Here is a 19,254-nt window from a genome sequence, read left to right as displayed (position 1 = left end):
TAGGGGTTGGGGACAAGGTTATCAGACTCAAACGTTTCTTGGGGTTTTCGCTCAAGCCTTTTTTGAAAAGGCTTGGAACAAAAAGTAATAAATAAGTTCCCGAGTTTTTCCTTTCCGATGAAAATCCTGATTGCAGAATTTGCTGTCGGCACGGACATTGAAAAGTCCCTTATCCCGGAGGGAGCTGCCATGCTAAAAACCCTCTCGGAAAGCTTTGTTCGTCTTGGGCATGAGGTATACTATCCTTCAGCAGGTACGAAAATCTGCGCAGGCACGTGCATTGAATCTACAGCTGAAAATTTCATGCAGGTAATCGAGAGAAAAGCAAAAGACTGTGATGCAGGGCTGATTATTGCACCTGATTCTATGCTTCCCGAATTGAATAAAGTCCTTGAAGAAAATACCGTAAACCTGGGCTGTTCACCTCAGTCGGCAGCCTGTTGCGCTGATAAGTTGATGTGCACGGAAATCCTGACGAAAGCCGGAATTAAAGCCCCTGAGATTGCAAAAAAGGCTGAAGAAGGTAAAAAGTATGTTACAAAGCCAAGGTTCGGCTGCGGCGCAGAAGCAACATACCTTGTCACGGAGTTTGAGAACAACGAAGAATTTATTGCAAGCGAGTATGTTGAGGGAAAAACTCTGAGCGTAAGCCTTATCGCAGGAAAAAAACCGCTTCCTCTTACTGTAAACTGCCAGTTTATAGAGTTTGGCAAAAAAGAAGCAAAAACCATAGAAAATGAGAAAACAGGAGTTTCCGGCATAAAATATAACGGAAGCCTTACTCCTTACCAGACTCCAAGGCAAGAAGAACTCTATGAAACCGCGATCTCCACAGTCAAATGCCTTGACTGTTTCGGATATGTGGGTGTAGACATCATACTTGCTGACTTTCCGTATGTAGTGGATGTAAACCCCAGGCCCACAGCCTCGCTTTTCGGAATTAACCGCGTTATGCGAGAGGAAATTGGAGACCTGCTTTTGAAAAATAAGTTTGGAGAACTTCCGGATTCTATACATATTGAGGGCGAATACCGCTTTTCAAAGGATGCGTTGGGCGAGCTTTTCGGAAGAGCTTGAAAGGTAGAATACAGATTGAAAAGCCGAAGCTTGAACTATAGGGAACAGATTGGAAAGCCAGAGGCTTGAAAGATAGAGAACAGATTGAAAAAACATGATAAAGGGCTCAAAAATGAATTCTAAAGTTATCGGGCTTGATATTGGAGGAGCGAATACTAAACTTGCCTCCTCGGACGGAACTATTGTAGAACTGCACTATTTGCCCCTCTGGAAGAATACACGGCTTCCGGAAGTTTTAAAGGAAATCGCACAGCGGCTGCAGCCCGAAAAAGTTGCTATTGTTATGACCGGTGAACTTGCGGACTGCTTTGAGGACAAGGAACAGGGCATCCGCTTTATAATGTCATGTGTCAACTCTGCCTTTGGGCCCTCAAATGTGTCTTATATAAACAGTTTGGGAAGGTTCCAGAGCGAAGCTGACGATATAAGGGAACTTGCTGCTGCCAACTGGGCGGCTTCAGCCAGGTTGATAGGAGAAGAGATAGGAGACTGTATATTTGTGGATGTGGGAAGTACCACAAGCGATATTATCCCTATCCTGTCAGGAGAACATAAAGCCGGGTTTACTGACTTTGAGCGGCTGGTCAGAAGTGAGCTCGTGTATGCAGGCACCCTCCGGACAAACCTTGCCGCACTTTTAGAAAAAGTAAAACTTGAAAAGGGCTGGTGCAGGACAGCTTCCGAACTCTTTGCTACAACTGCGGACGCCTATCTCCTGCTTGGAAACATTGATGAAAACATGTACACATGCGAGACCGCTGATGGAGCAGGCAGGAGCAAAACCGATGCTATGCGCAGGCTTGCAAGGCTGGTCTGTGCTGACCTTTCCGAAATCCGGGAAGAAGACATCTACGAAATTGCATCCCAAGTAAAGGAAAAACAAATCTCTGTCCTGGCTGAGGCCATTTCCGAAGTTGCAGAACGAAACGGGCTTAAAAGAATCGCAGCTGCAGGTCTTGGTGAGTTCCTTATAAAGGAAGCTGCAGAAAGACTTGGTTTCGAATGCATCTCAGTATCCGGACGCTGGGGAGAAGAAATCTCAAAAGTCTTTCCGGCGTATGCGGCTGCCAGGTTGCTTTCCTGCAAGCCTTTTTAAAACAACCCTTTTCAAAAAACTGCTTGCCCGCAAGCCTTTTCAAAAAAGGCTTGAGCGAAAACCCCAAGAACCGTTTGAATTTGATGACCTTATCCCCAAACCCTATCGGCGTGATAAACCGGCGCAACGGTTTGTGATGAACAGGCGCAACGGTTTGTGATGAACAGGCGCAACGGTTTCGGGTCAACGGTTGCCTGAAAGGAAGAACTATGAGAGTGGTAATTAAAATCGGGGGAAGCCTTATCAAAGAGGCTCCCGAGCTTGTAGACAGGCTGGTAAAGGAATTTGGCTCAGGAATCCCGAAAATTCCAGAGGACGCGTGTGCATCCGAAGGACTTCCTTATTCCATTCTAATAGTGCCCGGAGGAGGCATTTTTGCTGATGCTGTAAGGAAAACTGATGAAAGCTTTTCGCTGAGTGCGGATGCAGCTCACTGGATGGCTATACTGGGTATGGAGCAGTATGCTTGCTATCTTAAGGATAAAAGCCGCGCACTGGACATAGATTCAATAGCCAGTCTGCCTCAGGGTGTATCTGTTCTTTTCCCATACAGGCTCTTGAGAACAGAGGATCCTCTGCCTCATAGCTGGGATGTGACCTCGGATACTATCGCGGCCTGGGTTGCAAAGCAGATTGGGGCAACCTTAATAAAGGCCACGGATGTGGACGGTATATTCAGAAATGGGAAATTAGTCAGGGAAGTTTCTGTTGCCAGCTATGGAGGAAGTCGTGAAAGCTGTATTGATTCTGCCCTGCCGGAATTTCTTCTGAAAAACCGAATGGAGTGCCTGATTGTAAATGGTAAATCTCCGGATAGGGTAATTCAGGCCGTGTATGGGAAGTCTGTGCTCGGTACTGTGGTAAAGGGGAATATTTAAATCGTATATCGTATATGACTAGGGCAGAAGAAGCACAGCGTGTCCAAAAGCATTAATTAAATTCAGTTCATTAAATCTGCTAACGTTAACAAAGGTGCCCGGAAAAGCAGAAGCTCGATGCTTAAGGAAGGCGCCTGATTCACCGGCAACTCGTTACAAAATTTACTATTTGAAGTAACTATTAATTTAAAGTAACCATTAAGGAGAAAAAAAATGTCAGCACAAAAAGTTGAATACTGTACTTCATGCGGAATTCGCCTCGTAGAAAAGGGTTATGTAAAGTTTCCCTGCCCGCAGTGCGGATCAGAAATCGGAAGATGTGGAAGCTGCAGGCAGCAGGGTAACGTATACACCTGCCCCAAGTGCGGATACAAGGCACCCTGATTCTGCAATAATCTCGAACCAGATTAATGCCGAAAATGTAAATGAAATAAAACTCGGTCAAAAAGATCAGATAAAAGTATAAGAGGAATCATAATGGGTGACGTTGCAGCAAAGATTAAAATTATGCCAGAAAGCGTTGATACTGACCTTGTAGAGCTGAAAGAGAAGATAAAGGGCGTAATTCCTGCAGGGGCCGATCTTCACGGAGATATTGTTGAAGAGCCTATCGCTTTTGGTTTGAAGGCTCTGATTGTAACATTAATCGTTGATGATGAAGAAGGCGGAACTGAGCCTGCAGAAGAAGCCTTTGCAAAAGTTTCAGGCGTTGAAAACGTCCAGGTTGTGGATGTTTATCGTATTTAAAAGGAGAAGAGACCCGGACAATGTGTCCGGAAAAACTATCTTTCATATTCTCCTTTCTTCAAAAGGGCTCGTAGATCAGGGGAAGATCGTTACGTTCGCAACGTAAAGGCCGCGGGTTCGAATCCCGCCGAGTCCATTTAAAAAATCTTAATAGTCCTAAGCAATACTATTTCTTTAAGTTTATTTTTTACAATAATTATTACTTTCAATATCTGTATGTAATTCTATATGTAATCCAGCAACTTTTAGTTTTCCTTCAGAGTATCTCTTTCTCAAAGATATAATATATTTTCATGCGTCTTCGGTTAAGTGAGGAATCGTGACAAATTACGTCAATTTCCACAATATTTGTCAAATATTTTATAATATGGGCTGGAACAGATATCGATTTCATGTAAATAAGCCAACATTTAAGGCCGGCTTCTAATGCAAAATCGATAACTTTCAGGCAAGAAAACTCCTTACCAGATGACCAATGCAGAGTAATTATAGTTTCTTCAACTGAATCAATGCCCAAAAATATAAACAATATTCATTGCCCATGTCAGTATATGAATATAAATAAATAAATAAATAAATAAATAAATAAATAAATAAATAATGAAAGTTTTTCATTCTTCATGCTTGTGTCAATAACTTATGAAAAGTCCTAAAAAAGGTTTTCAACAAATCTTATCGCCTGTATGAGCTGAAGACGAAACGGTGATTCGTATTTTGTGGATCTAATTTCTTTCATTTACGTATCTCTCTTTTTGCCCTGTGATTCTTGCACGGTTTACCGTACAACCTTGTAATCACTCTCCTTTTCTTTCAAGCTTCCCATAATTGCTAAAATCGTTATGTTTTCACCTGTCTTTTAGTCCAAAAGAGATTTCACCCACTCTGGCTTCTTTGAGAGTGCACATCCCCCATTTGATTCCATGAGCTTATCACGATTCTCTCTCAGTGCTTTGAACAACCTGGAATTGAGAGCCTCTTTCAGCGGCATGTCCAGAATGCTGCATTCAGAGTACGGAGCGAAAGGACAAGGCTCGACATCTCCAGAGGCGCTTATGTGGAGGAAGCCTCTTCCTGAAGAAAGGCAGCCTCCAAAGGCCTTTTCATCACCTGGGAACCCGATGTAAACGCCTGGCTGGCTTGCTCTGAAGGCAGCCATCTTAGTCAGGATCTCGTCTCGTTGTGAATCTGTAACAACCCAGTCCTCAGTACCTTTCATGACAGGGTTATACTCGACATAGATAAACGCTTTGCAGCCGTACTCCCGCATGAGCCTAACAAAGCTCTTGTCCGTAACGGTCTCGTAATTTGACTGGGTGACAGTGAGTGATATGCCAAAGAAGATGTCTCTTTCGTGAAGCTTCGCCATATCTTTCATCAACCGGCCGTAAACACCGTCACCCCTGTGCAGGTCCGTCATGTTCTCGTGGCCTTCCATGCTGAGTATCGGGATAACATGCCTTTGTTCCTTGAATTGTTCAAGCACAGCGTCATCGATGAGGGTACCATTCGTGAATAAGGTGAAGATCATATCCGGAAAGTTTTTAGTAACATCGAATATGTCCGGCCTGGTCAGTGGCTCTCCGCCTACAATTAACACAATGGAAACGCCCATCTCACTCGCCTGCCGTAGTACGCTCGTCAGACTATCTGTGCTCATTTCAGGTTTTTGTTCGCGGGGGACGAGCCGTGAGTAGCAGCCCACACAGTGCAGGTTACATTTGTTGGTAACGCTTAGTATCATCACTGGAGGCACATGGAGCCCCTTCTCCTCGTTTTTCTGCCTGATTGAGGCCGCCTTTTTCTGTGCCATCGTGGCCCTGACGAAAAAGGCAGCCATGGCAGGTTTCTTCAAGGAGACATTCAGCGCATCGCTGAATATATTTTTGATGAGATCGTTGACCATGCGATTGAGATCGTTATTGTTTTCCATAAGAAATCACCATTAAACGTCGGCATTCTCTTTACAGGTAGAATATTCATTCCTGGACATCAGCCGGTACCTGTCCTGGCTGGTGGTTGTTTCTTTACACTCATAAACAAAAATATGGCTTGCTATTTAAATTCCTTAAGAAGCGTCTATCGATATAGTACATCTAATTCGCGGGTAAACCTGTTGCTAAAGGGTTATTTCATTCTGCGGCTTTTGTTCCGGATATGTGTCTGCAGGTTTTCGTCTTCTGCTGCACTGCCGGTCATGACCACTTTTATCTGATAATTCAGGTTATCTTCGGAATATCATTCCGGATGAAGGGCTGTGAATCACAGTTTTTGGCTCTCCGTTGTTTTGTGTGGATATCCTCATAATCTCCTCATAAAATCAATGGTCTTGAATTGAAAATCATCTTATCCATAGGGAATGACGAAAAGCCAAAGAGTATCCTCTTCAAATTAAATGGGTTTCCAACTACATAAAAAACGCACATGAAATTCTTATAATCACAGGCACAAAGAAATGAAAGTACGCGAAAGAACTTTTATGCTAAATATCAATGCAACTCCAGGTTATTCCGATTTTTCATGAAAATACTCCCAAAAATTGAAGAGTTTTTTGGAAGGGAATAAATTTTGCGCTGAAATTCTTTCGATGGCTAACTATTAGCTACTTTTACGACTCTATCTAATTATTTAATGATTTCATCTCAAAACAAATTTATTTCCACATCAGTAAGAGTTTTCAGAATTATTTAACATGAAAGTACTGCCATCTGCAAGCACTTTCGTTGATTGTGCATGTTATTCGAAGAATATCATGTGCGTTTTTCAGGATAAGAAGTTCTATTGATAGTCCATAATACAATATTCAGAAAAGTAATTTTGCGTTTTGGGATCCGCTCAATGATAGTTATTTATAATGTATTCTACATTATCAGTTATTGTAGAAAGACTATATTTTTTCCCATGCTCCTGGAACCTCAAACAAAATGCTTGAGCAATAAGTAAAGGGTGTGGTAAATGTTTGGAATAACATGTAGATATAAACTTATTCAGATCACCATAAACGCATTCAGGCAATGTCATCTTCTGCATATTTATAACACCTCAGTACCCGGAATTATAGACTTATCATAACTTTTGCGATATGACATTGTTGACTTTTCAGATAGGTTTTCAGTCACTGGGCCTGGAACTCCCCACCTGCTTGTTATTACAGGCGAGGAATTTACAGTCTCAAGTTCAATTAATAGATTTAGGAGTTTTTTTCTTTGCCTTTTGAACAGAGATATATATGGTGAACTTCTATTTAACACTATTCTTTAAATTAATAATACCTAATGTTATTATAATTCTTAATTGTATTACTAATTTGGAGAGGGTTAGTATAAAAACGACCACAATTTTCAGGCAATAGGACTGGTCAACTAACTTATTCTCATTGAGCTGGTCCCAAAACGCAAAATTGCTTCTTTGACTTTTCTTTCAAAGAAACACGATTTTGACCATAATTTACAATAAATAAAAATAGCTAGTATCGTGAAAATTAAGTTATGAATCACCTGATACCTGACAGTCCGGCCCCCTGCCAAAATGGAATAATAATCACTTGATATTGGCCATTTTGCTAATGGATTACTGCCATAATTATACTTTTGTGATTTGAAATTATACAAAAGTATCAAAAATAGAAATGTGAGTTACCATAGAACTCTCAATTACATTATTTACTCGAAAAATAAACACCATTGGGGCTTGTAAGATAAACTGCCAGCTATACTAAAAAATGCGTGGAAAGAGTTAATTAAACTCACTACAGATCAAGGTTACTAGCTCAAAAATCACTATATGATGCCAAACAAAACGGTTATATGAAGCGGAGAGCCTCAAAAACCCTATTTTTTGTATCTATAGAAATATTCGGGTCAGATATCAAAGTTAACTTTTAATATCTCACACTCTGGAATATTTTCAATATGTACGCCTTCAAGTGTTCCCGTTACCTCAAGACTGTCAAACTCATTTGAACCGCAAAGTACGTCCTGATTCGGGTGCGTGCCAGGAGTGATATTGCAGCTCAGGACAGTTTTTTGCCCGGCCGACACTACAATTGGAAGCCTTGGAGATGCAGGGTGGTTCTTTGGAAGAACAATCAAGGGCGACCTGATTTCCCGGATCATAAAAAGAACGCATTTAAGCCCTTTTTCAGTTTTCTCATCCACAGATAGCGCAGAAGCAACAATCAGGTCATGAGGTTCAAGTCCGAGTACAATTTCTTCGTTCTCGGTTTCCAGAAAGAACTGCCCACGCGGACCCGCTTTCACAATAGCCACTGTTCCTGCTGTGCCGCGCAGGAGGATCATTTCACTGTCCTTCAGTGAAATGTCTTTAGAAGAGTTCGATTCTTTCATGTTAAAATAAGTATTTTAAAAATTCAGTCAATTATCAGGATTCTGCTACATTTTTAGACTGGCAGGAAGGGCATGTCACATTTTTACCAATGCCTTTGAATCTGTTCCCACAGTCTTTACATACATAGTCTTTAACCGGCAAATTTCCTTCCATATCCAGATCAAACGAGTCTCCAACACTACACATCATTGTCACCTCACGGTTTTATCAGGGGCTCAGTAATAATTATACTACCCACATATTACTACTCATACTTCTCCAATTAATACCTTTCCATACCAGCCCCAGGGGACGATTTATGCTCACGACTATCCCATCAAGGTAGCCGTTTCCTCAAATTTATGTTTAAAAGAGACATGAATTTAAAAGAGACATGCATAGAGCACTTCATGCGCCTTCGGTTAAGTGATAAATAGTGACAAATTGTCTTCAGTTCCATAACGTTTGTCAAATGTTGTAATAGATTGTGAGATGGAACATGGTATTGATTTCATGTAAATAAATATGCCAAAATTTAAGGCCGGTTTCTAATGCAAAATCGATAGCTTTCAGGCAAGAAAATTCCTTAACCGATAACCAATGTAGAGCACTTAATTTTGCAAACCACTGGAAAACATCGTTTGCAATCAACGTAGTTTTTCTTCTTTTTCTTCTTTTTCTTCTTTTGATTTTTTCCAGATCTTAAATCCTCCATAATAGGATAAGTAAATAAATCCGATTACGCTACTGAGCCCATAAGAAATAAAACGCTCTAAAAAAACGAAACTGCTTGCAGATGCGAGGGACAAGCCAAAGTACAGAAGTAAAGAGATCAGGCCCCCTTCAATTATTCCGAGGCCTCCTGGGGTCAATGGTAGGGCTCCTAGAATGAAAGTCAAGACTGAAATTGTTACAATCAAGCTTAAAGAGAGTTCAACATTCAGGGCTAAAGCAACCAGTTTGAGGCGTATTACGTCAAGGGTCCAGACCCCACAGGATAGAAGGAGAACAGGAATAAAAGCTTGTTTAAATTGGTTCCAATTTTTCTGTATATTCCGAAAGAGAGAAGCTAATTTTGCTCGAAAGAACCACATTGCTATTCCTGCTGCCAAAAAGACTAAGAAAAACAGATGAATTGATTTTAACGTTAAATTGTCAATTGAGGGCAGGAGTCTAATCTCTAAAGAAGGGAATGCATATAGAATATAAATTGATAAGAGAAAAACAGGAATTACTTCAACCAATCTTTCAAAGAAAACTGTTTTAAAAGCGTTGACATAGCTTATCCCAAAAAGTTTGTTGGCCCAAAGAATTCTGAAGGATTCTCCCGTTGCCATGTTCCCTCCAGGAGTAACGTTATTTACGAATACTGCTCCGAAATAAATAGGAACAAGACTTGTGACTTTTAGATTGTAACCAATACAGTAGAGAACCTGCTGCCAGCGAACTGAAAATAAGTATACACTCAGCAAGTATACCGAGATCGCTAGAAAAACATAACGTAGCTTTGTTTCTCTGAGTGTTCCCAATATTTCTTCCAGAACAGGTATGATCTCTATCCAGTAACTGCGGACGAGATATACACCTGCTGCGAGCAGTAAAAGGGTCACAATGATTTTTATCAAAGTTCCCATCTTCAAAGACATACCTCACAAGAGTTCAGAGCCACTTTTCTAGAAACAGTTTTTCCATTTAGCTCTCCAAACGTTAAATTTACTTTTGGGAGTCTGTCAGATATTATTTTTTATTTTGCTTGTCAGATATTATTGCTTATTTGGTTTGTCAGATATTATTTTTTCTTTTGCTGTCAGATATTATTGTTTATTTGGTTTGTCAGATATTATTGCTTCTTTTGCTGTCAGATATTATTGCTTCTTTTGCTTTCAGATATTATTGTTTATTTGGCTTTTGAGTAATCTGAGCCACACAATACTTAGTATCCCTACAACAAATACGATCAGCAAGTCATCACCGTGCAGCAGTGAGAAACGGAACATACTTCTTAAAGCCGGCACATACAAAACCAGAAGTAAACCTGAAAGCGCTCCTGCTAGCACGTATCTCAAGGCTTTGTTCTCGGAAGACAACGTTTTGATAAGGCTCTGCGACCAGGAAAGGTTTGCCACGATTAAAGTAAGGTTTGCAATTACGAGCGTCGCAAAGGTGAGTGTGCGTGCGTCCACTTCGCCCTTGCCCATATATAGGGCATACAGGAAAACAGCAATCACTCCTGCAAGCATGCTTATTCCCTGTACCAGACTGAGAACCAGGTTTTTTCTTCCGAACAGTCTTTCCTGCAAGTTTCGAGGCGATCTGTTCATTATATTTTTCTCTTCAGGTTCAGCCTCAAAGACTGTTGAACAGGCAGGGTCAATTATCAGTTCAAGAAATGCTATGTGTGCAGGCAAAAGGACAAGGGGCAAATTAAATAATATCGGAAACAGGGCTAGTCCTGCAATGGGCATGTGGACTGAAAATATGTAACCTATTGCCTTCTTGAGATTATCGAAAATACGCCTTCCAAGCCTGACAGCTGCAACTATGGAAAAGAAATCGTCGTTCAGAAGGACGATTGATGCAGACTCACGAGCTACATCCGTGCCTCTTTCTCCCATCGCAATTCCAATATGGGCAGATTTCAGGGCAGGAGCATCGTTAACCCCATCTCCTGTCATTGCAACAACTTCACCGTTTTGTTTTAAAGCATTTACAATTGTCAGTTTTTGTTCTGGCACAACCCTGGCGAAGATGTTTGTTACTTTTATCTTCTCTGCAAGCTCCTGTTGATCCATATTTGCCAGTTCAGGGCCAGTAATATATTTATCTGGGTTTTCGAGACCTATCTGCCTGGCAATATGCTGAGCTGTACCTGGATAGTCTCCGGTAATCATAATGACTCTTATTCCGGCTTTATAACACTCCTTTATTGATTGGGCAACGGATTGCCGGACAGGATCGACAAACCCAAGCAGTCCTATAAACTCGAACTCAAAATCGTGCTGTTTTTCAGGCAAAGAGTCATCCTGAAAACTGGCTTTAGCTACACCAAGAAGCCTCAAACCCCTGTTTGCCATCTCCTGAACATGAGCTGATAACTCTTCTTTTTCGGATTCACTCAGATGGCAGAGGTCAAAAATTGCTTCTGGTGCACCTTTTGTAGCAATAACGTATTGTCCGGAGTCTGGGGATTTCCATACGTTTGAAAGCGCAAGCAGGTTTTTTGAGAGAGGGTACTCCCTGACAGTTTTCCACTCTTCGTGGATATGTTCGGTATTAATAAGGAATTTTTCAGTGTTTCTTTTTATCTCTTTCTCAAGAGGATCAAAAGGATCTCGCTGGCTTGCCAGGTATCCAAACTCAAGCAATTCATGGAACTTCTCAAGCAGGCATTTATTTTTCTCGAGTTCACAATACTCACCCTTCGAAAATAAGGAGTTCAGAATCATCCGATTTAAGGTTAAAGTCCCTGTCTTATCCACGCAAAGTACGGTTGAAGCCCCAAGAGTCTCAATTGCAGGCATCCGTCGTACTAACACATTTCTTTTTGACAGTCTCCAGGCTCCCATACTCAGGAATATCAGTAAAACTACTGAAAACTCTTCGGGAAGAAGGGCCATGCTCAAACTCAGTCCTGCAAGCAAGCCGTGAAGCCAATCTCCTCTGGTCAAGCCGTAGACGACAACTACAACTGCGCAGAGTATCCCTCCAAAAACCGCAAAAGTCTTTATAATTTGGGCGGTTTCTTTTTTGAGTAGAGAGTCTTCTTCGGCTATCGTCCCCAGAGCTTTTCCGATTTTTCCCATTTCAGTATGTATTCCGGTTTCTCTTACCTGTGATACTCCATGACCCTGAATTACCAGTGTTCCTGAATATACAAATGGAAGATCGTCTCCTCCTGGCTGCTCAGGTTTTAAGGAGTGAGTTAAGCCAGCAAATTCGCATTTTCTAACAGCCAGTGACTCGCCTGTGAGTAAGGATTCGTCCACCAGAAGATTTGTACTGGAAAGCACAACTCCATCTGCCGGTATACGATCTCCTTCTCTTAAAATTATAATGTCTCCTTTAACGACTTCTCTCCCTGGAATTCTTTTCTGTTCCCCGTTTCTTATCACAAGAGCTCTTGGGCTTGAAAGATTTTTTAAAGCCTCCAATGCTCTTTCGGTCTTTATTTCCTGGTTAAATGTTATACCCACGACCACAAAAACGAAAACTAGCAGTATAAGAGCATCTCTAACTTCCCCAAGGAATAGATAAATCGTACCTGCAATTAAAAGGAGAAGCAACATCGGTTCTTTAAGAACATTTAGAAAGATAGAAAAAGGGCTCTGTTTCTTCTGGGACGGCAGCTCGTTATAGCCTTCGTTCTTAAGTATCGCAGCAGCCTCTTCGTCTGAAAGCCCAGTTATATTCTCTGGATCGAATGTTGTTTCCATATTTTTTCATACCTGTTGTAATATCCCTTCTGTTTTTGGTTCTTTAAGTTTCGGAATGTTTATCAGAAAACGTTGACTTTTCTTTAAATAATTTTAAAATTCCAAAAGTAAAGATATTTCAATTTTATTATATAAGGCTATCCAGAAACAATTTTGGAATAAAACACAATTTCGTTTTGATACTATAGAATGATCATGTAAAATGAACCAAATTCTAAGTCGAATAAAATGGTGAGTCATTTGTACACGATATATAACTGAAATAAAAGAAATTAAAACAGCGAAACAATTTTAGGATAAAACAGGGCTGCTCTGGCTGAAAATTGGCTTATACTTGTTCTTCCTGTGAGACAATCTGAACTCGTTTAAGGACTAAAAATACGCCCTTCAAAAATATCGGTTTTTAGAGCTTCGATTGACTTGCCTTCTCCTGATCTTTCTGAAAGTAAATCGGAACAGACATAAATTGATCAGAGATGGTTTTTTGCGTACACGGATATTAGGTCACTAGAAAAAAGTAGGGGTTGTACCCTAAGAGAAAAATTATAAGTGAGGTTGCTTTCCATGTGGACCATATGGAGCACAATAAGGAAATGTTATTCAAGTTAAAGCCCTTATTCGAAAAAGATTTTTTTTCCATTTCTGCTAATTGTTCATTCTCCCAATATTCTGACACTTTATATACCCCTATTATTATAATATTGGGATAAATTTATATTAAATTATCTATGAAAAATCGCGAAGAGCCAGCATTTCTTTTTTTGCTGTTTCTATGTTGGGTCAGGCCTGCTTTCCAGTTTAAAGTCCTCTTGAAGATTTCAAATTGGCTCTGGTAATCTAAGAGTTCAAGAAGCTTGCAGGCTTGAAAGAGACACCCAGCTTTTCAGGTTTTACAGCTTTTTCCTGCAGCATTCCAAAAATCTAATTTAGGAAATCCACGTATTTTAATACGGTTCTATATGGAAGCTATTAATTTTAAGAAAATAATGGTTGCAACCGACGGCTCGCCCTGCTCCTGGCTGGTTGCTGAAAAAGGAATTGAGCTTGCTCGGTTGAGTGGAGGAAAGGTTTATGCAGTCTATGTAGTGTCAACGGCCTACCTGGCTCCTATCAATGGGGATACCTTTCCTACGAGTGTTGACCCTTACTGGGAATCGGTACATGAGGCATGGGAAAAACAGGGGCAACAAGCTGTAAATTCTGTAAAAAGCTTGGGAGAGAAGAAAGGAGTCAATGTGGAGCCCGTCCTTCTTGACGGCAATCCTTCAGAAGAGCTTATCCAGTACGCCGAAGAGGAAGAAATGGATATTGTTGTTATGGGCACACTTGGAAAGACAGGACTGAACAGGCTGCTTCTTGGCAGTGTCGCAGAAAATCTGGTCCGTCACTCAAAGGTTCCGGTTATGGTTGTAAGGGACAAGTGTGATTTATGAAATGAATTTTTAAAAAGAAAAAAGAAAGCTAAAACTATTTAATATGAAAAATTAAAAGGGTTAGAGCTGCACGTAATGTGCAACTTCACCCAGGTCTTCCTCGATCCTGAGAAGCTGGTTATATTTAGCAGTCCTTTCTCCACGGGCCGGGGCTCCTGTCTTGATCATTTCTGCTCCGATAGCTACCGAGATGTCCGCAATTGTTGTGTCTTCGGTTTCTGCAGAGCGGTGGCTTACTATTACGGTATAGCCGTTTCTGGAAGCCATATTTGCGGCATCAAAAGCTTCGGAAATAGTCCCAATCTGGTTGACCTTTAAGAGAAGTGCATTTGCTGCTCCCATGTCAACACCTTTTGAAAGCCTCTCAATGTTTGTGACAAAGAGGTCATCACCAACAATAATTGTGTCCCAGAGCTCATTGGTCAGGGCTTCGAAGTCCTCAAAGGCTTCCTCATAGAAGGGGTCTTCAATGGAAAGGATAGGATAGGAGTTCACAAGTTCGACGTAGTAGTCCATCAGTTCGGGAGCAGAGAGTTTCTTGCCGTCGATTGCATAGGCCTCATCTTCGTAAAACTCGGAGGCTGCAGCATCAAGCCCAATTGTAACCTCGGTGTCAGTGTAGCCTGCTTCCTCAATAGCCTGGGTAAGGGCGTCAAGGGCTTCGGTTGATTCACTCATCTTGGGAGCATATCCTCCTTCATAGCCCACATTAGTAGAAGACCGACCATATTTCTTTTCCAGCAATTTTCCAAGAACATGATAGATTTCGGCTCCTATCTGGAGAGCTTCATAAAAGGTTTCTGCGCCTTTGGGCTGAATCATGAACTCCTGGATTGCAAGATCATTGCCTGCATGCTTGCCTCCGTTAAGGACATTCATTGTGGGCACCGGAAGAGTAAATGCATTTGAGCCGCCCAAATAGCGGTAGAGAGGAACATTGAGGGAATCTGCAGCAGCTCTTGCAACAGCCATGGATACCCCAAGAATTGTATTCGCCCCAAGGTTTGATTTGTTATCGGTCTCATCGAGCTCGATCATTAACTCATCGATTTCTCGCTGGTTTCGCACATCAAGCCCCAGCAATTCCTTCTGGATGATGGTGTTCACATTCTTTACTGCAGTGAGAACTCCTTTTCCTCCATATCTATTAGGGTCTGCATCCCGCAGTTCAAGGGCCTCGTTCGTACCAGTAGAAGCCCCTGAAGGAACACCGGCTCTGCCAAATCCTTTTGGCGTAAACACATCAACTTCAACAGTGGGATTTCCCCTTGAATCCAGGATCTCCCGAGCATGTATCTTTTGGATTTTATATTCTCCAGAATCCTGCTGTAGACCGATATACGACATTATTTCACCCTTTTTAATCTCTGATCTATCTATAGATATATTCTGTTATTTGAAGCTTAACCTTAATTCAAAGCTTATCCTTAATTTTGAAGCTTAACTAATTCAAAGCTTATCCTTAATTCAAAGCTAGTATCTTGAAAATTCAGTTCTTGGTCACATGTTAGCTCTGAATCGCTATCTGTTGATGAAAAGCTATCAAAGATTTGCTCAATAATTAAATTTCCATGAAACTAGTCTTAATTTTGAAGCTTAACTAATTCAAAGCTTATCCTTAATTCAAAGCTAGTCTTAATTCAAAGCTTAGTCTTAATTCAAAGCTTAGTCTTAATTCAAAGCTTAGTCTTAATTCAATGCTTATCTTTAATTTTGAAGCTTGTCTTAATTTTGAAGCTTAATCTTAATTCAAAGCTTATCCTTAATTTTGAAGCTTAATCTTAATTCGAAACTTAATCTTAATTCAAAGCTTAATCTTAATTCGAAGCTTAACCTTAATTTAAAGCTTAATCTTAATTCGAAGCTTAATCTTAACCTAACCGTTAGATGTCCGAATTGTATTTAATTCTTTATCCGGTTAACGGAAATAATTTTAATTAAGTTTTACGCTATTGTCCCATAGGAAACCCTATTAACAAATGAAGGCTATATGTTGAATTTCCGAATTCAGAAATACTTTTGCCTCGGGTATCTGCATCCTTAGCTGTGTTAGTTCCGGAATATTATCCTTGGAGCATTTTCAAGAGATTTTCTTATTTTGTCACCCTTAACTCAGGCTTCCTGAGTATCAAGGAATGTCCATTTTCCTGCAGACACTAGCTTTAAAGGTTTTGGTCAGGATTACAAAGCCAGTTTTTACAAAACCGTTTTTTTTCCAGAGATTTGCTAATATTAGTATTTATACTAAAACTTTCCAAAAAAAGGTATTAACACGGTTTGATAGCAAATTAACTCCTTAACAATACTCAATTTATTTAAAAAAACAATTTTATCTACATAAAATATATAAACCTGAAAGTATTATTCACATTCGATGACCGACGATTCTCCAGTTAATTTAACCGAAAAAGAGTATTCAATCATTGACATGCTCCAGAGCCTGGGACTCCCGAGGACAGAGGCCACCGCAATCGTGTGTCTAAAAGATTGCAGTGAACTCAGGTCTCTTCATATTGAACTTGTATCAGGGCTTAGACAACCGGAAGTAAGTGTAGCCATGCGCCCCCTGCGGGATAGAGGCTGGGTGGAAGAAAGGTCTGAAAAAAAGAATAAAGGAAAAGGCAGACCTGTGAAGTACTACCAGTTAACTTTGCCCTTTTCACAAATTGTAACGGTCCTTGAAGAAGAGTTTTTAAAAGATAATAAAGAAAAAATAATTGCACTCAAAAGGCTTCGTGAACTGGAGAATACATTGCAAAATTGAATTTGAAGAAGACTGCCAGACAATTTTGCAGGACTATATTCTTACTTCTTACCTTCCTACTCAAACTTTTGAGTCTTTATTAACTCTTGTTCTACCAGAACGTCATTTCATATCTAAAACTTGCTCAAAAGCTACTGGGGCAAAACCCTGTTCCTGATCTGTAATTCTTCTGGCAGAAAATCCCTCTAGTTCGAAGACAAAAGCCTCAACTACCATAAAAACTTCGCTTTCTCCTCTCAAGCACCCAAGTTTTACATTGTCTCCCCTGCCTGCACCTGCATGCAGATGGATCTTAGGCTTTCCTTCCATTAAAAAAATATCTCCAATTCCCATAATCTCATGTGCATCGTCAAAGCCTGACCATACAGGTTCTGGAGGGATTATACTTTCTTTAGGGCCTGTGACAAGTTTTGCTTCTTTTAATGCGCCTATCAACACAAAAACAGCAGATTCGATGCGCTCCAGTTCAGCAAGTTTAATCAGTTCCAGAATCAGGTCGTCTCCAGAATCGATCCTTACGGTAAATACTCTACCTATTCTTCCTGTTGCATATTCCATCTTTTTATCCTCACTGATCTGTGATTTTTCCGTCCACAAGCCTGATAACCCTGTCAGCTTTTGATGCCAGGTTCTCATTGTGAGTAACCACAATAAAAGTCTGATTATACTCCCTGTTCAGTCGTCTGAGCAGGTCATAGATCAGATCGCCCGTTTTTGTATCAAGGTTGCCTGTGGGCTCGTCACCAAGCACGATTGCAGGAGAACAGCTAAGTGCCCTTGCTACTGCAACTCTCTGGTTCTGCCCTCCTGAAAGTTCACCGGGCTTGTGATCCATCCGGTCTTCAAGTCCTACCTCTTTAAGGAGGTTTTCAGCAATTTCCTGTGCTTCTTTCCTGCTTTTTCCCGCAATCAAGAGCGGCATTATTACATTTTCCAGAGCCGTAAAATCCGGGAGCAGGTGATGGTACTGGAAGACAAAACCAAGCATTCTGTTTCGCATCTCAGAACGTTCCTTATCCGACATATTTGTTACGTCTTTACCATCGATTAAGAGCGTCCCAGAACTTGGGGTGTCCAGCAGGCCTATCATGTGCATAAGTGTGCTTTTTCCCGAACCCGAGGGTCCGACAATTGCCACGAATTCCCCTTTCTTAATTTTCAGGTTTGCATTGTCGAGGGCGCGAAATTCCATTCCGTTTTTATATATTTTTGTCAGGTTTTTAAGCTCGATAATTGGGCGTTCTTCAGTCATGCTTTTCCTGCATTTTCAAAATTATAATAAAAAGAGGGGCTTTTAACTAAAGAGCTTTTGGGAAGAACACAGAACCCCAAGGAAAAACTCTATTTTGAGGCAACTTTCCTTTTGTTTGGCATGAAAATGTGCCATCTGCAGGCATTTTCATTTTTTTGTGCATATTATTCAAAGAATATCATGTTCGTTTTGAAGAAAATTCTACAAAGGTTGGAATTCTCCATTAAATTTGAAGAGGATACCCAGGAATCATTATTCAAAGACAAAGAAAGATTGTCTTCCTAATTGTTCGTTTGTTATAAAAATAGATAGATACTAAATTTAGAAAAATTTTTTACATCATGGCAGAAAAGTAGGTTTATTTATTTAGTGAGTATAGCCCGGCACGGATTCGAACCGAGGTTGCAGGATCCAGAGTCCCGCATGATTGACCACTACACTACCGGGCTTCGATGATTTTTCGCTGTGGGACGCATTTCTTTCGCCCTGAAGCGTATCTTCTAAAGGAAGATTTTATATAAATACCTTTCGGCTGAAGTGCTTGGAAATGTTAAAATGAAATGTTGAGATGAAATGTTGAGATGAAATGTTGAGATGAAATGTTGAGATGAAATGTTGAGATGAAATGTTGAGATGAAATGTTGAGATGAAATGTTAAGATGAAATGTTGAGATGAAGTGTTAAGATGAAATGTTGAGATGAAGTGTTAAGATGAAATGTTGAGATGAAGTGTTAAGATGAAATGTTGAGATGAAGTGTTAAAATGAGATGTTAAAATGAGATGTTTTAAAGTCAAATGAAAAAGAGGAATTATTCCTTTAAAGGCTCTCTTCAGACTGGTTGAGAACTGCGGTCCACCACCAGCGAGCCATATCTAAAAGATCCTTTGAGAACTGACCTGAAAGCCTGTACTCCTTATCTTTTATCGAAATCAACCCGGCTCCAAGCAACTTGTTACGCATCGCATAAAATGAGGCACGCCCTATCTGAAGTTCTTCTAGAAGGTTTTTCCATTCATCAGTCCGGATAGCACTTCCAGCAGCCTGACGCTCTTCTACTAGAGTTAGGAACTTTTGACCTCTTACTGCAGTGGCATCTTCTTGAAAAATGCGTCGCATAAGGGTGTAATATGGGTCCCTTGAATGGCTTATTCGAGAATTGGAATCCGATCTTACGACAATAGTAGTTGCTGTTCTGGGTGCGTTTTTAACGAGTGACATCGTCCATCAGACATTTTAGGGTGTAATAGTA

The 19,254-nt window shown here is 40.6% G+C and carries 16 protein-coding genes and 2 tRNA genes; 8 read left to right on the top strand and 10 right to left on the bottom strand.

Annotated elements, in window-relative coordinates; genetic code table 11:
* Positions 1-117 precede the first annotated feature (117 nt).
* The 6 genes from FXW07_RS12790 (at position 118) to FXW07_RS12765 (ending at position 3,934) form a co-directional block, all read left to right on the top strand.
* The gene (locus tag FXW07_RS12790) at positions 118-1,077 is read left to right on the top strand and encodes an ATP-grasp domain-containing protein (RefSeq protein ID WP_229395756.1); all 960 of its coding nucleotides are present in this window, start codon (positions 118-120) and stop codon (positions 1,075-1,077) included.
* Positions 1,078-1,189: 112 nt separating this feature from the next.
* On the top strand, positions 1,190-2,173 hold the full coding sequence (locus FXW07_RS12785; protein WP_229395755.1) for a hydantoinase/oxoprolinase family protein: 984 nt from the start codon (positions 1,190-1,192) through the stop codon (positions 2,171-2,173).
* A 209-nt stretch (positions 2,174-2,382) separates the two neighbouring features.
* Positions 2,383-3,051, top strand: coding sequence for an amino acid kinase (locus FXW07_RS12780; RefSeq protein WP_229395754.1), 669 nt, complete (start codon positions 2,383-2,385; stop codon positions 3,049-3,051).
* Positions 3,052-3,264: 213 nt separating this feature from the next.
* Positions 3,265-3,435 carry a zinc finger domain-containing protein gene (locus tag FXW07_RS12775; protein WP_011308351.1) on the top strand — a complete coding sequence of 57 codons (171 nt, stop codon included), beginning with the start codon at positions 3,265-3,267 and terminating at the stop codon, positions 3,433-3,435.
* A 93-nt stretch (positions 3,436-3,528) separates the two neighbouring features.
* Positions 3,529-3,798 (top strand): elongation factor 1-beta, encoded by a 270-nt coding sequence (locus FXW07_RS12770; RefSeq protein ID WP_048119914.1) that lies wholly within the window; start codon positions 3,529-3,531, stop codon positions 3,796-3,798.
* Positions 3,799-3,862: 64 nt separating this feature from the next.
* Positions 3,863-3,934: transfer RNA gene (locus tag FXW07_RS12765), tRNA-Ala, on the top strand.
* Positions 3,935-4,654: 720 nt separating this feature from the next.
* Here the strand turns inward: FXW07_RS12765 and FXW07_RS12760 are convergent.
* The 5 genes from FXW07_RS12760 to FXW07_RS12740 form a co-directional block, all read right to left on the bottom strand.
* Positions 4,655-5,728, bottom strand: coding sequence for a radical SAM protein (locus FXW07_RS12760; protein WP_229395753.1), 1,074 nt, complete (start codon positions 5,726-5,728; stop codon positions 4,655-4,657).
* Between the two features lie 1,927 nt (positions 5,729-7,655).
* Positions 7,656-8,141, bottom strand: coding sequence for a hypothetical protein (locus FXW07_RS12755; RefSeq protein ID WP_229395752.1), 486 nt, complete (start codon positions 8,139-8,141; stop codon positions 7,656-7,658).
* A 34-nt stretch (positions 8,142-8,175) separates the two neighbouring features.
* Complete coding sequence (locus FXW07_RS12750) at positions 8,176-8,331, bottom strand: zinc ribbon domain-containing protein (protein WP_156150995.1); 156 nt, start codon at positions 8,329-8,331, stop codon at positions 8,176-8,178.
* A gap of 437 nt (positions 8,332-8,768) precedes the next feature.
* Positions 8,769-9,755: a lysylphosphatidylglycerol synthase transmembrane domain-containing protein gene (locus FXW07_RS12745; protein ID WP_229395799.1), complete on the bottom strand. Its 987-nt coding sequence runs from the start codon at positions 9,753-9,755 to the stop codon at positions 8,769-8,771.
* Positions 9,756-10,004: 249 nt separating this feature from the next.
* Entirely contained in the window at positions 10,005-12,554 is a 2,550-nt protein-coding gene (locus FXW07_RS12740; protein ID WP_229395751.1) for a cation-translocating P-type ATPase, read from the bottom strand.
* Between the two features lie 959 nt (positions 12,555-13,513).
* Here FXW07_RS12740 and FXW07_RS12735 point away from each other — a divergent pair.
* The gene (locus tag FXW07_RS12735) at positions 13,514-13,987 is read left to right on the top strand and encodes a universal stress protein (protein ID WP_048154852.1); all 474 of its coding nucleotides are present in this window, start codon (positions 13,514-13,516) and stop codon (positions 13,985-13,987) included.
* 60 nt (positions 13,988-14,047) lie between these two features.
* Here the strand turns inward: FXW07_RS12735 and eno are convergent, their stop codons facing one another.
* Positions 14,048-15,334, bottom strand: coding sequence for a phosphopyruvate hydratase (gene eno, locus FXW07_RS12730; protein WP_229395750.1), 1,287 nt, complete (start codon positions 15,332-15,334; stop codon positions 14,048-14,050).
* Between the two features lie 1,027 nt (positions 15,335-16,361).
* Between eno and FXW07_RS12725 the strand changes: the two genes are divergently transcribed.
* Positions 16,362-16,751 (top strand): transcriptional regulator, encoded by a 390-nt coding sequence (locus FXW07_RS12725; protein WP_048119929.1) that lies wholly within the window; start codon positions 16,362-16,364, stop codon positions 16,749-16,751.
* Positions 16,752-16,853: 102 nt separating this feature from the next.
* On the opposite strand, the gene FXW07_RS12720 is transcribed toward FXW07_RS12725, so the two are convergent.
* From FXW07_RS12720 to FXW07_RS12705, 4 genes are all read right to left on the bottom strand, one after another.
* Positions 16,854-17,309: a PPC domain-containing DNA-binding protein gene (locus FXW07_RS12720; RefSeq protein WP_229395749.1), complete on the bottom strand. Its 456-nt coding sequence runs from the start codon at positions 17,307-17,309 to the stop codon at positions 16,854-16,856.
* A gap of 10 nt (positions 17,310-17,319) precedes the next feature.
* Positions 17,320-18,003 (bottom strand): ABC transporter ATP-binding protein, encoded by a 684-nt coding sequence (locus FXW07_RS12715; protein WP_229395748.1) that lies wholly within the window; start codon positions 18,001-18,003, stop codon positions 17,320-17,322.
* A 376-nt stretch (positions 18,004-18,379) separates the two neighbouring features.
* Positions 18,380-18,452, bottom strand: a tRNA-Gln gene (locus tag FXW07_RS12710).
* A 369-nt stretch (positions 18,453-18,821) separates the two neighbouring features.
* The gene (locus FXW07_RS12705) at positions 18,822-19,223 is read right to left on the bottom strand and encodes a hypothetical protein (protein ID WP_048119933.1); all 402 of its coding nucleotides are present in this window, start codon (positions 19,221-19,223) and stop codon (positions 18,822-18,824) included.
* Positions 19,224-19,254: the final 31 nt, after the last annotated feature.

The organism is Methanosarcina sp. DH1 (assembly GCF_020804205.1).
Taxonomy (GTDB): Archaea; Halobacteriota; Methanosarcinia; order Methanosarcinales; family Methanosarcinaceae; genus Methanosarcina; species Methanosarcina vacuolata.
This window is presented reverse-complemented; position numbering and strand designations above follow the sequence as displayed.

Excerpts from the sequence above, each read along its gene's own strand:
- FXW07_RS12790 (WP_229395756.1), top strand. The coding sequence starts at position 118 with ATGAAAATCCTGATTGCAGAATTTGCTGTCGGCACGGACATTGAAAAG.
- FXW07_RS12750 (WP_156150995.1), bottom strand. The coding sequence starts at position 8,331 with ATGATGTGTAGTGTTGGAGACTCGTTTGATCTGGATATGGAAGGAAAT.
- FXW07_RS12715 (WP_229395748.1), bottom strand. The coding sequence starts at position 18,003 with ATGACTGAAGAACGCCCAATTATCGAGCTTAAAAACCTGACAAAAATA.
- FXW07_RS12735 (WP_048154852.1), top strand. The coding sequence starts at position 13,514 with ATGGAAGCTATTAATTTTAAGAAAATAATGGTTGCAACCGACGGCTCG.
- FXW07_RS12785 (WP_229395755.1), top strand. The coding sequence starts at position 1,190 with ATGAATTCTAAAGTTATCGGGCTTGATATTGGAGGAGCGAATACTAAA.
- FXW07_RS12775 (WP_011308351.1), top strand. The coding sequence starts at position 3,265 with ATGTCAGCACAAAAAGTTGAATACTGTACTTCATGCGGAATTCGCCTC.
- FXW07_RS12760 (WP_229395753.1), bottom strand. The coding sequence starts at position 5,728 with ATGGAAAACAATAACGATCTCAATCGCATGGTCAACGATCTCATCAAA.
- FXW07_RS12745 (WP_229395799.1), bottom strand. The coding sequence starts at position 9,755 with ATGGGAACTTTGATAAAAATCATTGTGACCCTTTTACTGCTCGCAGCA.
- FXW07_RS12720 (WP_229395749.1), bottom strand. The coding sequence starts at position 17,309 with ATGGAATATGCAACAGGAAGAATAGGTAGAGTATTTACCGTAAGGATC.
- eno (WP_229395750.1), bottom strand. The coding sequence starts at position 15,334 with ATGTCGTATATCGGTCTACAGCAGGATTCTGGAGAATATAAAATCCAA.
- FXW07_RS12770 (WP_048119914.1), top strand. The coding sequence starts at position 3,529 with ATGGGTGACGTTGCAGCAAAGATTAAAATTATGCCAGAAAGCGTTGAT.
- FXW07_RS12725 (WP_048119929.1), top strand. The coding sequence starts at position 16,362 with ATGACCGACGATTCTCCAGTTAATTTAACCGAAAAAGAGTATTCAATC.
- FXW07_RS12705 (WP_048119933.1), bottom strand. The coding sequence starts at position 19,223 with ATGTCACTCGTTAAAAACGCACCCAGAACAGCAACTACTATTGTCGTA.
- FXW07_RS12740 (WP_229395751.1), bottom strand. The coding sequence starts at position 12,554 with ATGGAAACAACATTCGATCCAGAGAATATAACTGGGCTTTCAGACGAA.
- FXW07_RS12780 (WP_229395754.1), top strand. The coding sequence starts at position 2,383 with ATGAGAGTGGTAATTAAAATCGGGGGAAGCCTTATCAAAGAGGCTCCC.
- FXW07_RS12755 (WP_229395752.1), bottom strand. The coding sequence starts at position 8,141 with ATGAAAGAATCGAACTCTTCTAAAGACATTTCACTGAAGGACAGTGAA.